The sequence below is a fragment of the Paraburkholderia sp. D15 genome (genome assembly GCF_029910215.1).
Taxonomy (GTDB): Bacteria; Pseudomonadota; Gammaproteobacteria; order Burkholderiales; family Burkholderiaceae; genus Paraburkholderia.
This window is the reverse complement of the sequence record NZ_CP110396.1, coordinates 2,801,507-2,816,503: the sequence shown is the minus strand read 5'-3', so window position 1 is coordinate 2,816,503 and position 14,997 is coordinate 2,801,507. Positions and strand designations below refer to the sequence as shown.

Here is a 14,997-nt window from a genome sequence, read left to right as displayed (position 1 = left end):
GTGCTGCGGCTGTGTTTATTGCAAACGGCTCGACCTGCACGCTCATTGCGTGCCGTCGTACGTGACGGTGTTGGGGCCTAGCGTGATCGCCACGCGCTTGTACTGCGTCAGATCGGCAACGCCCTGCCCCGCGGGCGCCGCGAAATTCACATAGCAATAAACCACCAGCGCTTTCTTGTAGCGCGCCGGCAGCGGCACCGGCGCGGCGCTCTGGTTCGGCGGCAACTGCACCGACACCGCCTCGACCTTCGGTCCGAGCGACAGCAGCAGCGCCGCGCGGCGCGCGAACCAGTCCGGCCCGGTACGCGGCAGCAATGCGGCGCTGGTCGCGTCGTACACGAACACGAAGTCGAGCGCGGTCGCGCTCGCGTTGTTCGCGCCGTTCTGCGCGAAAACCGTCACGCCGCGCAGCGCGGTCTTCGTCGGACCGAACCAGCTGCACGCGGCCAGCAGCGCCAGCGCGCAGCCGGACACCAGCGCAAGCACGCAACGACGTGACGGCAGCCCACTCATGACAGCAGGATCACGCGAAACTGCGCCGGCGTGATCGACATGCCGACCGCGTTCGGCGGCATGCCGTTCTGCATCGTCATGGTGGTCAGACGGGTCGCGAACATCACCCCGACCATCACCTTGAAGCTGCCGAGCAGCGGCCGGTCCGGGCCCATCTCGATCTGCGAGACCACGCCGCCCGCCGAGATGTCGCCCAGGCTGATCGTGCCTTGCGTCATCAGGTTTTCCGCGAGGCCGCCGCCGAAGATCACGTTGAACACCGACGGAATGTGCGTGAACGACAGCGCGAAATTCGGAAACGGAAACGGGATCGGAATCGGCAACAACTTGCAGACGTCCGGAAACGCGAAATTGAGCACGCCGAGGTTGGTATTGGCGAACATGGCATCAACCCATCGAAATGCGGTCGGCGTCGACCTTGACGTCTTTCTCGGCCGTCACCATCACCTGCTTGCCGTGCTGGCGCAGCAGTTGATCGACGTCGAGCAGATAGTGTTCGGCGTGGCCCACGTAATCCTTGAACGCGTCCACCACGCTCTGCGCGACGCTGCGGAACAGATCGTTCGCGCTCACGCTGAGCGTGCCGGTCGCGGCGACGATGTCCGCATGCTTCATCGAACGCAGCGCGGCGCGCTCGGTCGCGACGATATCGATCGACGCCTGGGCGATCGTCAGTTTCTGCACGCCCGGCACGCTGAGCGTCGCGTCGTGGTGAGCCGCGCCGGCATCGGCGTTGCGCGCCAGAATATGCACGATGTAACGGCTCGTATCGGCACGCTCCACCAGCAGCACCGCATCGCCGACGCGCGGCTCGATCAGGCAGGTCAGCGCGGTCGAGGCGACGCGCCCGTCGTCGAGCAGAAAGCGTCCGCCGTCGAGTTCGACCGCGACCGAGGCTTCCTGCAGATGCGGCGCGAGCGGCGCCGCGTGCCGGTGTTTCAGCAACTCGTCGTTCATCTAAGGGTCTCCAGTTGCAACATGGGGCGCTCGGCGTCGAGCAGCGCCGTATCGGTGGATTTCATCCGGTAGGTGCGCGCGCCGGCGAACGACGCCTCGTCGAACACCGCATCGTGCAGGCTCGCGTGTTCGAGCCGCGCGCGTTCGAACGAGACCCGCGTGCCGCGTGCGTGGTCGAACTGCGCGTACGACAGCTGCGCGCCGTCGAAGCTCACGTCGACGAGACGGCTCCGGTGCCATACCGTTTGTTCGATGTGCGCGCCGTCGAGCCGCACGCGCGTGAGTTGCGCGTCGGCGAACATCGCGCCGGTCAAGATGGTGCGCGACAGATCGAGGTCGCTCAGTTGCGCGGCAAGCAGCAGCGCGCGTTCGGCGCGCACTCCGCCGAGCCGCGTGCGCGCGAAGATCGCCTGACGGCAGTTCGACTCGGTCAGCGTGGCGTCGCGCAGATCCGCGTCGCTGAAATCGCAGCCTTGCAGCGTGCAGCGCACCAGCTTGATCGCCGGCAGCGCGAGGCCCGCGAAATTGCAGTCCATCAGCACCGAGGTGTCGGCGTCGAGGCCGGTCAAGGTGGCCGCGCGCAGATCGGTGGAGGCGAGCGCCGCCTGATCGAGACGCGTGGCGCTGAAATCCGCGCCGCCCACCTGGCAACCGAACAGCACGCTGCGCAGCAAGGTCGCGCCGCCGAAGCGCGCGCCGGCGAGCACGGTCCCGGACAGCGTCGACTGTTGCAGCGTCGCACCGCGCCAGTCGGAGCCGGCGGCGGCGCATTGCATCAGCGTCAGGAATTGCGCGTCGGCGCCCGCCATGTCGAGGCCCACGCAAGTGCAGCCGATCAGCGCGGCGCGCGTCAGCGTCGCGCCGGCGAGCCGCGCGCCGGACAGGTCGCAGTACATGAAACGCGCCGCGCTCAGATCGGCGCCGCGCAGGTCGGCCCCCACGAGACCCACCTTCTGGAACACCAGACCGGACCAATCGACGCCGCGCAGATCCGCGCCCGCGAGATCGAGTTCGGTGACGGGACGGCCGAGCGCGCGCTGTTTCGCGATGACGGCGAAGGCCGCGGCCGTGGCGGGCGTAGCGGGTGCGGCGGTGATCGACGGCAGCGCGCTCATGCGATCGCCCTCCTGCCGGCTTCCAGCTTCACGTCCCGCAGATCGGCGCGGGTGAACTGCGCGTCGCTGGTGTCGGCTTGATAAAGGCTCGCGCCGATCAGCGACGCGTCGCTGAAGTTCACCTCGCGGCATACCGCGCGGAACAGATTCGCGCGTTCGGCACGCGCGCCCGCGAGCGTCGCGGCGGTGAACAGACAGCCGCTGAACTGGCCGTCCGCCAGTTGTGCCTGCGATAGATCGGTACGGCCCAGATCGCACGCGGCCAGCGTCGCGCCGCGCCAGTCGCTGCCGCGCAGCGCGGCGCCCTGCCAGCTGCAATGTTCGGCACGCAGACCGGCGGCGCGCACGTTCGACCAGTCGGCGTCGGCGCCGCCCGCGGCCACGTCCACCAGCGTCGCGCGTTCGAACGATGCACCCGCGAGTGTCGCGTCCATCAGCACCGCCTTGCGCAGCGTCGCGTCCGCGAACGATGCGCCGCTCAGGTCCGCGCGCATCAGCACGGTGGCCGCGAGTTGCGCGGCCTGCCAGTCGCTCGACGGCGCGAGCGCGTTGATCAGCACCGCTTGCGTGGCCGTTGCGCGCGCGAGCCGTGCGCCCGCCAGGCCGATGCCGGAGGCGAGGCAATGATCGAGACGGGCGTCGCTCAGATCGGCTTGCGGCCATTGCGCGTCGATCGCCCACGCGCGCGTGAGATCGGCGCCCGCGAAACCGATCGCCGAACCGCTGCTGTGGCACAGGTTCGCATCGGCGAGCGTGGCGCCGGTGAAATCGGCGCCGTCGAGTTGCGCGCCGCTCAGCACGGCGCGATCGAGACGCGCGCCGTTGAACGACGTGTTGCGCAGATCGGCGTTTTCCAGCTGGACTTCGCGCAGATCGGCGCCGCTCAGATCGAGACCCGAGAGGTCGAGGCCGGCCAGATCGCGGCCCGCCAGCAGCACGCCGGCGCGATGCCATTGCTCGACCTGCCGGCCGAGCCAGTGTGCGAGGTCGGCGGGCAGCGGACCGTCGGGGTCGGTGTAGCGCAGGCTCGCGCGGCGCGCGGCGCGCGCTTGCGCGGGCTGGGCGGCGAGCGCGGCGTCGAGTTGCGGGACGCCGGTGGCGGACAAGGCCGTACCTGCGGCAGGCGCTTTCGCGGCCCGGTCCGGCGGCACGAGACTCGCCGACGGATCGAGCGGCACGAGATCGACGGCGGCGACGCTCACGCGCGCCCAGGCTTTTTCACGGCGCACGGCCGGGTCGGGCGCGGCGGGCTTCGGCAGTTCCGGCAACGCGGCGCGCAAGCTGTCCGCATAGGCACGCGCCTCGGCGATCATGGTCTTCGCGCCTTCGAAAATCGGCGCGAGATCGAAATCCGATTCCGCGACGGCGACGCGGTCGAGTCGCGGCAAGCGCGTCGGCATGGCGGGCGCGGCGGTAGCGGCCGCCTCCTTCACCGGCATCCCGGTGACCGCATGAAATTCCGCAAGCTGCGCATCGACCATCGCCTGCTGCGCGGCCTCCGCCTGCTCGGCCCGCATCGCGCTCGCCGCCGCGCGCACGACACGCGTCGCTTCGTCGTAATCGGCGGCCAGGTCCGATTCGTTGAACAGATGCGCGGCCGCCTCCACCGGATCGGTGCGCCGCGCGAACACATCGGCATAGTGCGCGAACGAGCGCGGCCGGTCGCGATGCTCGTAACCCACCATCACCGCATCGATGTCGAAAGCGAGCGAATGCTGGTGCGCGACCTCGCCGTGATACATCGCCACGCCGGTCAGCAGATCGGGGAAGAACCACACGGTATCGAACTTCAGCGCGACCTCTTCGAGCGCCGCCGTGCCGCTGCGTTGAATGAACGCCCGCGCGGCGAACGGCGGCACCTGCCCTTCGATCGCCGCCCGCTGCGGATGCATGCCGCTCAATCGATACGCTTCGCCGCCTTGCAGATAACCGTCGAGCCATTGGTCGACCGGTGCGCGCTGAAACAACGCCGGCGCCGCGCTCGACGAAAAACCCGGCGCTTCCCTGTCCAGCCACTTCGCGCCGTAGCGCCCCGCGTGCCGCGAACGCGTCTGCCAGTCGAACGCGAGCGGACCGAAGCCGGCCGGCGCATAGCGCACCCAGTGACGCCGCACCGGCGTGCCGGGCAACTCGACGTTGGGCATCGGCAGACTGTTGACGCCGACCAGCGCGGCCAGCCGGTTGCGCGCATAGCCGCAGCCGACCGGATTGTCCGGATGATGCGCGCCGCCGAACGCATGCGTGTACGCAAGCGGCATGGTGACGAACGGCTTGGGCTGGTCGATGCGCAGCCACGGGTCGTAGCGCCACGCGCGCTCGCCGATCACGTCGAGCGTTTTGTCGATACCCGCTGCCTGCAGATTCACCTGCATCCGCTCGACCGCCTTGCCGCCGGGCGCATACGCGCTGCCGCACACCAGCAGCTCGGCGCGCGACTTCGGCAGCACTTCGTCGAGCGGCTGCGTGACGCCTTGCGCGGCCAGCGTCTTCAACACGGCGGGCCACTGCTCGTTCTCGGCGGCGAAGCGCTGCGCCGGCACGCCGAGCGGAAAAAAGCCCAGCGCCGAGACGACGAAACGCCGTTCTCCGCCGATCAGATACGAGCGGGTCAGCGTGCCGAGGGTCAACGGTTTGACGATTTTCATGCGGCGCTCACAGGTAGATCTGGATCACGCCGACGATCGTGATCGTCGCATTGGACATCTTGATCTCGGGCACGGCGGCTTCTTCCGAGATCCGCAAGCCGGGACCGGCCAGCGAAATGGTGTGGCTCTCCGACGAGATCGTCACCTGGCTCTGCACGCCCGCGAGCGTCACGTCCGACGTCACGCCGGACATGTTCACGCGATTCGACGCGCCGACCATGCTGACCGACGAGACCGCGCCCTGCATGTCGATCGAGTTCGACACGCCGACCATGTTCATCGAAGTCTGCACGCCGGTCATCGAGGTCGACGACGACATGCCCGTGATGTTCGTCACATCCGCGCTGCCGGTCACGCTCGTGCTGTTCTGGGTGCCGGTCAGCGAATTGCTGTGCGAGCTGCCGATCGTCGAGTGTTCGGTCGACGAGCCGATCACGTTGGTGCCGCTCGACGTGCCGGTGATACTGCTGTTTTCCGACACGCCGGTCGTGCTGCTGTTGGTCGACTTGCCGACGACCGAGGTCGAACGGCTTTCGGTGATGGTCGATTTGGACGTGCTGACGCCCGTCACGGTGCTCTCGGACAACGAATCGCCCGTGACCGTGCTGTAGTTCTTCACGTTGCCGAAGTTCGACGACGTGCCGTAGGTGTCGCCGAACACGTCGTTCACGCTGACGCTGACCGCGTCCGGCGCGGGCGACGGCGACGGCTGCGCGGCATCCGGGCTCGACTTGCCGACCACGCTCTGGTTGTACGTGCTGCCCACCGCCGAGAAATTCTGCTGCTGCAACGCCCAGCTATGGCCGAAGCTGCTGCCGTACGAATACGACCGGCTCAGCAGTCCCTTCTCCTTGTTCTCGGAGACCGCATAGCTGTAGCTGCCGCCCTGCGAATAGCTGGCGTCGCGATACTGGCCGCTCGCGTAGGCGCTCGTGACCTGATCGATCGCCGTGTCGAGCGTGCTGTCGCTCACGTCCGAGGTCGCGCCGAAGCGGATGCTCTTGCTGTCGCTGTACGACGTCGAATAGTTGTTGCCCACTGACGTATTCGCGGTCCAGCCCGACGGCGTCACCACGTGCGAGCCGTTCGCATGCACGATGCTCTGGATCTCCGGCAACTCCGACTCGTCCTGCGCGCGCGCCACCACCACCGTCACGCCGACTTCCGGCACCGTCTGCATGTGCCCGGCGAGCTTCACCCACACCGGTTGCGCGGCCGCATTCAGCGCGCGATCCGTGGCGAAATTCACGTAGACGCCTTTCGCATTCAGCGTCGCGGGACTCGCATCGCGATCGGTCTGATTGCTCGTGACCATCTCGAAGTTCTGCCTGGTGTAATAGCGCCAGTCTTTCGGCGCGGTGCTGCCGTCCGCGTCCACCACCGTGGCGAGCAGCGAGCCCTGCTGCGTCTGTTCGATCGAGAACGGCGTGATCAGGCTCGACGGATCGGTCGCGCTGAAGCTGTTGTGATAGTCGCCGTCGAGGCTCGCGTCGTGCGAGACCTGGGTGAGCACGAAACGCTGTTCGTCGAGCGACGGCTGGATGGTTTGACCGGCCGCGCCGCCGGCCGGCATCTGCAGCAGGAAGCTGTGGCCCACGCGCATCTGCGCGCAGGTGCTCGCGCCGGAGAACTTTTCGGCGGAGCCGCGCCGCGACGCTTCGGACAGGCCGAGCGTTTCGCGCGCCTGCCAGTCGCTCACGCCGTACTGGAACTGACGGTACTGCACGAACGGCAGGTCACCCGAATCGGCCGGCGTGGCCGCGAACGTCTGGAACGTCGGAATCGCGTCCACGTCCCACGATTCCTGCTGGCGCGCGAGCACGCATTCCACGCCGCTCGTCACGAGCGACTGTTCGTACGTGTATTGCGACACCACGTCGGCCTGCGAGACGCCGAGCGCGCTCGTGTCGGTCGACGTGTAGCGCAGCGGCCGGTCGAACGGAATTGGCTGATATTGCGGGCGGTTGGAAAACACCACCGTGTGGCTGTCGCCGGTATGCGTGAAGAAATAATGAATCTGCGCCTTGGCCATCAGACGCTGCAACAGCGCGTAGTCCGATTCGCCGGCCTGCATCCAGTCCTGCACGCGCGTCTGCGCAAGGTTGTGCGTGCCGGCGATGCCGTTCAGCGAGAACGTCACGCCGTGCTCGCGCATCAAGGTTTCGATCGCCTGCGCGACGCTCTGCTGCACCAGCATCCGGTAGCGGTTGGTGAGCGTGAGCTTCCACAGCGCCGGCTTGACGCTGGCCTTGTAGACGCCCGGCTCGCTCATCGAGAACGACGTGACGATACCGTTGAACAGCGACAGCGTCGGGTCCGCCGCGCCGCCGCCAAGCGCCGCGGCGAAGCGATCGTTGGACGCGCCGGCGAGCGCGTCGAGCGTGCTGTCGTTGGGCAGCCGGAAGTCCGGCCGGTCGATCCCGAAGGTCACCGGCCGGCCGATCAACTGCTCGAAACGCACCGGCGGCGCGTTGCCGGTGACCGTGTCGGCGCGTAGTTCGAGCTGGAACTCGAACGGCTGCGAGACCTGTTCCTGGCCGCTGATTTTAGTCGCGCGAAAACGCTCCGCGCCGATGAGGTAGCCGCCCGGCAAAAAGATCGCGACGTGCAGGAACACCGCCGGCGCGGGGCCGTCGATCTTCTCGATGCGCGTGATGCCGATGTTGGCCATATTGCCGATCGTGCCAGGCGTGCTCATTGCAGCGCTCCTGGCGGATCGCCCGCGATCGCATAGCTGACCGTGCGAAGCTCGGGCTGCGCGGCATCGTCGTCCACGGCAGGTTGCGTGAACGCCTCGGAGCGCACCGCGAGCCAGGCCGTCTGGCCAAGCCGCAGACCGCGATAGCGCACGCCGGCCGGCAATGCGGCGGCGCTCAGCGGAACCATCGGCGCGGTGACGCCGGTGCCGGGCGTCGCGCTCAGCAGCGACGCCGGCAGATACGCGGCGGGCGTGGTCATCTCGACCGTGCAATCGACGCGCCGGTCGAACAGCAAACGCACCATCGCCGCGAGACCGCTGTAGCCGTTCAGCGGAATGTCGGCGTCCGCGGCGGCTTCGGCGGCGCTCTCGTGGCGATGGGCTCGCTCCCGTTCGTGCCGCGCCAGCGCTTCCTGCAGCTCCGGCGGTTGCCATGGCGGCGGCAACAGGCAGCACAGACGGTCGTAGTCGACGTTCGGCACCACGAGGCGCACGCCGGCCATCTCGTCCCACACCTGCGTGCCGAGCACCGCATCGCCGCCAAGCGTGCCCTGCCGGCCGAGTCCCGACCATTGCGCGGCGGACAGCGGCCGCCAGTCGCCGACCAGCTGTTCGAGCTGCGTGCCGGGAATGCCGAGGTATTGACGCAGCGCGGTCAGCGCGGCGGTCGCGCTGCGGCGTGGATCGGCCAGCGTCGCGGTCATGCCGAGCCAGGCCCGGCGCGGCAGCACGATCTGCGCTTCCGCGTCGAGCGAGGCCATGCCCGCGAGGCTCGCGAGAAAATCCGCCTGCAACGTGTCCTGCGGCAGCGCGTAATCGAGCGCCACGTCCTGGGTCGCTTTCAGTTGATGCCGCAATACGTTGATGCGGTGATTGAACACGTCGAGGAATGCGGCGAAGGTCGCGTCGTCGTCGCGCAGACGGTCGCGCACCCATTCGAGGAACGGCTCCGGCAGCGGCCCAAGCTCGCTGGCCACGCTGTAGTTCGGCGTGCGGATCTCGACGATCTCGCCCTTCACGACGCTGCGCAGCGCCTGGTTCAACGCGCCGGCGCGCGCGTCGTTGAACGGGTCGGCGCGTGGCGTGTCGGCCGGGCTACCCGAAGCACCAGCTTGCGCCGAAACGGCAGCGGCGGAATCAGGCGCCGCGCCGGTCACCCTGTCGTATTCCGCCACCTCCTGCATGCGCCGCATCGCCGCCTTGCCGCCCGGCGTGTCGAGCAGATCGGACGGTTCGAGCCGGCGGCACGCCGTCACCTCGACGCCCGGAAACGCCGGCGACAGATCCGCGGCGAAGCGCAGGCGGCGCGCGAAACTGGCGAAGCTGCGCGTGTCGGCGTCGCCGCTCATCAGCCGCCAGGTCAGCAGCGCCTTCAGACGCCGGCTGACCGCCGGGCGCGACGAATCGCGCACGCGCAGCAGCCGCACGAGCTGGAACACGTCGATCCGTTCGGGCTGATTGAACAGCAGGTCTTCTACAGAACCGGCTGGAGGCCAACGAGTTGGGGCCATTCGCGCAGAATTCCCTTGATATCGTTGACGCTGATCCGCAGCGCGACCCCGGCGTTGACCGCGCCATACAGCGCGAAGAAATGCCGCAATACTTCACCGAACAGAATCACGCTGCCTTCCGCGAAACTCGCGCGATCGAGCCACAGATCGACCCGCAGCCCGTCGACGAAACCGCGCCACGCGTCGTCGCCCCGGCGCACCATCACGCGCGCGGTGCGCATGTCGCGAATGCCGTCGATCTGTTTGAAGCCGCTCTCGCCGCGCATGCCGACGTGCTGCTTGAGCAGGTCCTTCAGCGCCGCCAGCGCGTGCGGGCCGTCGGCGAGCGACAGCCGGTTCAACGCGAGCTGCGCGGCGAGCGCCCACGGCCGCGCGCCGATCAGGCGCGGCGTCTGATGCGGCGTCACCGGACTGACGATGATCGCGCCCGCGACCGGCCCGGCGCCTTCCAGACGCAGCGGATCGTTCTGCCGCAACTGCTCCGGCAGATTGCGGTTGGTGCAGAGCGCCGAGCCGCCGAGCGTTTCGTCGGCGGGCTTCGCGATGTTGAAGGTGGCGTCGAGAAACGACACGTAGAACTCGGTGCCCTGCACGTCGCCCAGTTGCGCCTCTTCGCGGCGCGTCATGTAGAAATAGTCCTGGCCCTGCAGGCGCTGGAAATCGTCCATCGAGAAATACGGCGCGAGCGGACGCGGCGCATCGCCGGGACGCGTCGAGTACAGCTCGGTCAGCGCGTACACCTCGCAGTAACGATGATCGCCCGCGTTGCCTTGCAGGCGATACTCGTAGCGCGTGTGATCGAGCGCGATCGGTTCGAGCCGCTGCGGGTACAGGTTGATCAGCGGCACGCAGTTCAGCCGCAGCAGATCGGACGGCAGCGTCGCCACCACATCGAGCGTCTGCGTGCCGACGAACATCAGTTCGAACGAAGTCGCGCCGCTCGTGAACGACAGTCCCTCGACATCGAAGAACAGGAATTTCTCGGGGAACGCGAAGTATTCCTGCAACAGCCGGTAGCCGGGATGCGTGTTCGCGCTGACCTGCAGCATCGCTTCGTCCTGCGCGAAGCCGCGCCACGTCAGCGCGCTCGCCGGCAGTTCCTGACGCGCGCCGGCCGGCTTGCCGTCGCCATCGAGCGGCTGCGCGACGATCTTCGCGAGACCGAGCGCGAGCATTTCGTAGAACGTGCGCAGATCGTTCGGCGCGCAGTTCAGGTAGAAACGCAGCGTGCCGAGCTGCAATTCGCTCAGCGTGCCGGTGCCCGTGCGATGCAGGGTCACGCTCAGCAGCGAGCGCAGATTCGGGTTCTTCCAGTCGGCCGGATCGAGCGAGCGGCTGCTCGGCGCGGCGAGCTGGATCGAGTCGATCTTCAGCGGCACGAGCGGCGTGTCGTAGCAGGTCATGAAGCGGCACGCGACCGGATTGCCGCGCACATCGTGACCTTGCGCGGTCATCAGGCGTTTGCGTTCGAGCACCTGACGCTTGGCGAAATTCGCGCCGTCGGGTTTGACGTCGAGCGCGGCGATCGTCATCGAAGGCAACGGCGCCGACAGATGCGGATACAGATAATCGGTCAGCGCATTGGGCAGCGAAGCCTGACCGAGATCGAGCTGATAGCGCAGACGTCCCGCGAGAAACGCGAACGACTGCACCAGCAACTCCACCTGCGGATCGGTCGAACGGCCCTGGCTCAAGCCGAGCGCGCCCGCCGCCGCCGGAAAATTGCGCGAGAAGATCGCGGCGTCGCCGCGCAGCGCCGCGAGTTCCGCGGTGAAGTAATCGGCCAGCGTGGTATCGGCGAGCTTCATCGCACCATCACCTCCAGCGCGGCGCCGGTGGCGGCGTCGAGCAGCACGCGAAACGGCAGCGCCTCGGCGCTGCGCAATACGCCCGACACGCGCAGCCGGTTCGGCATCAGCGGATTCGCGTCCGGCACGAGCGTCACCTCGACGTTCGCCAGACGCGGCTCGAAGCGCTCGATCATCCGCTTCAGACGCGCGGCGTAGCGCGTGAGACCCACGCCGCCGTTAGCCGACACGTCCACCACGTTGAGCATGCCGAAACCGAGCAGATCGCTCGCGTCGCCCGCGCTGCGCGGACGCGTCGCGACCATGCGCTGGATCTGCTCGGCCACGGCCTCGCGCAGATCCACGGGCCGGGCTTGCGCCGCCGAGGTGGGCGTCGCGGCGGCGAGGCGTTCGAACAGATAGCGCATGACGCGTGGACCCTGTGGATAGCGGACGAGGCGAACGTGACGAAGCGGCGGACCGCCTCGCTCAGTCGGTGAACTGACCGATCGGACGGTTGCGCGCGATCGACCAGCCGGTCGCGAGGTTACCCGCCGGTTGCGTATCCGCGCGCTGCACGGTGTACGTCCAGAGGATTTCCGTGAAGTTGAGCTTGAACTGCTCGGTCGGCATGTCGTCCGGATGCGACTGGAACTGGATCTCGCTGATGATCGCGTCGCGCAGCTGGAACGTCATGATGTTGCCGGTCAGATCGCCCGAGTTGCGCGCGATGTACAGCTTGGTGGGCTGCCCCTTGCCCTTGCCGAGCGGCTGCGCGCGCAGACAGTACTCGTAGAACTTCACCGAGGTCTTGTCGACGTATTTGGTGCAGGTGAACTCGGTGATGATCGGCCGGCCCGAGGTCCGCGCGGAGTTGCTGACGTCGGTGGTGATCTGCTGTTTCATGCCCTGATGCACGGACACGAGTTCGATACATTCGCCGAGCGCCAGCACCTGATCGCGCCAGGTGTTGTCGATCAGGCTGCCGCCGTTGTCCCAGTTGTTCGGGCCGCCGAATACGTCCGGGTCGCCCGGCTGCAACAGTATGAGGTCCATCGTTGTTCCTTAACGTAAAGAGCGCGTAATGTGCGATCAGCCCGCCTTGGGCAGGTCGGCCACGAGCCGGATCGAGGTGGTCAGTTCTTCGAGCTGGAAGTGCGGCTTGAGGAACATGGTGGCTTTGTACGAACCGGGCGAGCCCGGTTCTTCCGTCACCACGATGCTCGCCGAGCGCAGCGGATAGCTGGCCTTGACTTCCTGAGTCGCGTTGTCGTCGAGCAGCACGTACTGCGCGATCCACGTATTCAGATACGCTTCGAGCGTCGCGCGATTCTGGAAGCCGCCCACCTTCTTGCGCACCAGCACCTTCACGTAATGCGCGAAACGCGACGCCGCGAGCATGTACGGCAGACGCGCGGACAATTGCGCGTTCGCGTTCGCTTCGTCGGACAGATACGTGATCGGCAGATTGACCGTCTGGCCGCCGAAGAACACCGCGTTCGACGAACCCTTGCTGTGACATAGCGCGATGAAGCCGAGGTCGCTCAGTTCCTTCTCGCGACGGTCGGTGATCGCCACCTCGGTCGGGCAGAACAGCACCTGCGAGCCGCGATCGGTGCGGTACTGGTACAGCGGCAGACCGTCCACCAGACCGCCGCCCTCTTCGCCGCGAATCGCCGCGGTCCACTGATACAGCGCGAAGGCATTGGTGATGCGCTGCGCGAGTGCGTAGGCCGCATTGCCCCACAGGAACTTGCTGTCCGAATCGATATCGGCGAACTTCACGCCGTTCTGATCCGCGTTCAGGTTGTTCGGATCGGTGCTGGGGCGCGTGCCGTCGCTCGAAATATCTTCGATGTAGTTGAAGCCGACCGGCGAGACCGTGTAGTCGTACGGCAGGCGCAGCAGCAGACGCGGCAGCACCAGCGTCGCGTAACGCGAGTCCTCGGTTTGACGGAATTCGTTGAACGAGATCCAGTCGTTGCCTTCGAAGATCTTCGCGAGATCGCGCGGCTTGCCGAGTTGCGAGTAGTCGTCGAGGCCGAACATCGAAGGCGCCGCGCCCGCGATCAGCGGCGCGTGCGCGGCGGCCGCGACCTGGGTGACCTTGCTGAGGAACTCGATGTCGAGGAAGCTGTTGCCGATCGGATAGTCCATCACCAGCACGCTGAACGGATTGCCGCCGAGCGTGCCGTATTCGGCTTCGTAGGTGAGCTTGAACATCAGGCTCTGGTCGAACTCGACCGCGTTCTCCAGATCGTTCGACAGCTCCTCGCGGCGCGTGTTGAAGACCTTCAGCTTCAGCATCGTGCCGGTCTCGGTGTTGGCCACCAGATTCGCGATGCTGCGCCACGTCGATTCGAGCGTCTGGAACGAGTCGGCGTGCAGGATCGCGTCGATATTCGCGCTGAGCGTCGCGTCGATCGTGACGACGGCGGCGTCGATCCACTGCGCGGCATGCATCGTCGGGACCGGCTGCGGCTGCTGCGCGTCGATCGTGGTGAGGACCACGTCGTTGAAGTAGCCGAGCAGCACGAGGGCGTCGGACCAGTCGGCGGGGGTGGGTTGGGCGTTGTTGGCGTTGGCTGCATTGCCGTTGCCGCTCGCGTTTGCGGCCGGTGCGGGTGTGCCCGCTGCTGCCGCTTGCGCTTGGGCATTGTTCGGTGCGGCTTGCGCGGCGTTGTCGGGTGCGCCTTGGGCTCCCTGTGCGCCTTGTGCTTCCTGTGCGCCTTGGCCTTTATCGCCGCCCTGGTCCGCGCCTTGAGCGCCGGCCGCTTCGCCCTGCGCGCCGCCGTTCGCATCCTTCGCGGGCGCTTGCGGATTGGCTTGCGGTGCGCCCTGTGCCCCGCCGCCGTTTTGCGGCGCGTTGCCGTTCTGCGTGCCCGCGCCGTTCGCCGGTGCCGCTGGCGGTTGCGTCGTCACCAGATGGCCGAGCAGTTGCTCCAGCACGTTGTCCGCGGTCAGTTGCGCGGCGGGCAGCAGCGCGTCCGATGCGGCCGGCGTCACGCCGAGCTTGCGCCAGTTGTCCTGCGGGGTCGGCTTGGCGTTGCCGGCGGCAGCGCTTGCGCCGTTCGATGCATTGGCGCCGTTCGATGCGTTCGCACCGTTGGCGCCATTTGCACCGTTGGCGCCGTTGGCACCATTGGCGGCATTCGCGCCGTTCGTTCCGCCCGAAGCGTTGCCGCCGTTGGTACCATTCGCGCCCGCCGTCGCTGCGGCCGCGTATTTGTCCGCGATCGCCTTGCGCAGCGCGCCCTGATCCGGCGCACAGGTCCGGTCGAGCGCCGCGGCGAGCGCGTCGTCGATTTCGGCGCGTGCCTGCAGCATCCGCACGTTGCTACGCGCGGCGTTGTGGGCGGCAAGACGCCCCACCTTCTTGACCACCGACATCGGCTTGAAATCGTCGAGCGTCTCGAACGTCAACTGAGTCGGATCGTGTTCGGGCTGGCCGCCGGGTGTCGTCGGCGGCAACGCGACCTTCGACAGATCGACGCTCGCGCCCGACGCTTTCATGATGTCGTAAATATTGTCGCGATCGATCTCGATGAACTCGCGCTGCTTGTACGGAAACGGAAGATCCGCGCTGCCCGAGTCGCCGGAAAGATTCGCGAAGATGCCGACGATGAACGGCAACTGCGTCGCCCGCAATGCCCCGCCGGTCTCCACCTCGTAGGTGATCTTGACGCGCGGTGGCCGCACGCGCGTCAACTTCTGCTGGACGTTGTCGTCCTCTCTAAACCCCATGTGCTCGCCTCGCTTCGATCGGTTAAG

The 14,997-nt window shown here is 67.3% G+C and carries 11 protein-coding genes; all 11 read right to left on the bottom strand.

What is annotated here, in order from left to right; translation table 11 throughout:
* Nucleotides 1–42: 42 nt before the first annotated feature.
* The gene (locus LFL96_RS32390) at nt 43–513 is read right to left on the bottom strand and encodes a hypothetical protein (protein WP_281001967.1); all 471 of its coding nucleotides are present in this window, start codon (nt 511–513) and stop codon (nt 43–45) included.
* Nucleotides 510–896 (bottom strand): PAAR-like domain-containing protein, encoded by a 387-nt coding sequence (locus LFL96_RS32385; RefSeq protein ID WP_281001966.1) that lies wholly within the window; start codon nt 894–896, stop codon nt 510–512. The genes LFL96_RS32390 and LFL96_RS32385 overlap by 4 nt, the downstream gene beginning before the upstream one ends.
* Nucleotides 897–900: 4 nt before the next feature.
* Nucleotides 901–1,470 (bottom strand): DUF3540 domain-containing protein, encoded by a 570-nt coding sequence (locus tag LFL96_RS32380; protein ID WP_281001965.1) that lies wholly within the window; start codon nt 1,468–1,470, stop codon nt 901–903.
* Nucleotides 1,467–2,585: a pentapeptide repeat-containing protein gene (locus tag LFL96_RS32375; protein WP_281001964.1), complete on the bottom strand. Its 1,119-nt coding sequence runs from the start codon at nt 2,583–2,585 to the stop codon at nt 1,467–1,469. The genes LFL96_RS32380 and LFL96_RS32375 overlap by 4 nt, the downstream gene beginning before the upstream one ends.
* Nucleotides 2,582–5,230 (bottom strand): DUF2169 domain-containing protein, encoded by a 2,649-nt coding sequence (locus LFL96_RS32370; protein ID WP_281001963.1) that lies wholly within the window; start codon nt 5,228–5,230, stop codon nt 2,582–2,584. Before LFL96_RS32370 ends, LFL96_RS32375 begins: the two co-directional genes overlap by 4 nt.
* Nucleotides 5,231–5,237: 7 nt before the next feature.
* Complete coding sequence (locus tag LFL96_RS32365; protein WP_281001962.1) at nt 5,238–7,928, bottom strand: contractile injection system protein, VgrG/Pvc8 family; 2,691 nt, start codon at nt 7,926–7,928, stop codon at nt 5,238–5,240.
* Nucleotides 7,925–9,439: a type VI secretion system baseplate subunit TssG gene (locus LFL96_RS32360; RefSeq protein WP_281001961.1), complete on the bottom strand. Its 1,515-nt coding sequence runs from the start codon at nt 9,437–9,439 to the stop codon at nt 7,925–7,927. Before LFL96_RS32360 ends, LFL96_RS32365 begins: the two co-directional genes overlap by 4 nt.
* Entirely contained in the window at nt 9,403–11,247 is a 1,845-nt protein-coding gene (gene tssF / locus LFL96_RS32355; protein WP_281001960.1) for a type VI secretion system baseplate subunit TssF, read from the bottom strand. The genes LFL96_RS32360 and tssF overlap by 37 nt, the downstream gene beginning before the upstream one ends.
* Nucleotides 11,244–11,654, bottom strand: coding sequence for a type VI secretion system baseplate subunit TssE (gene tssE / locus LFL96_RS32350; protein WP_281001959.1), 411 nt, complete (start codon nt 11,652–11,654; stop codon nt 11,244–11,246). Before tssE ends, tssF begins: the two co-directional genes overlap by 4 nt.
* Before the next feature lie 61 nt (nt 11,655–11,715).
* On the bottom strand, nt 11,716–12,282 hold the full coding sequence (locus LFL96_RS32345; protein WP_281001958.1) for a type VI secretion system tube protein Hcp: 567 nt from the start codon (nt 12,280–12,282) through the stop codon (nt 11,716–11,718).
* 36 nt (nt 12,283–12,318) lie between these two features.
* Nucleotides 12,319–14,970: a type VI secretion system contractile sheath large subunit gene (gene tssC, locus LFL96_RS32340; protein WP_281001957.1), complete on the bottom strand. Its 2,652-nt coding sequence runs from the start codon at nt 14,968–14,970 to the stop codon at nt 12,319–12,321.
* Nucleotides 14,971–14,997: the final 27 nt, after the last annotated feature.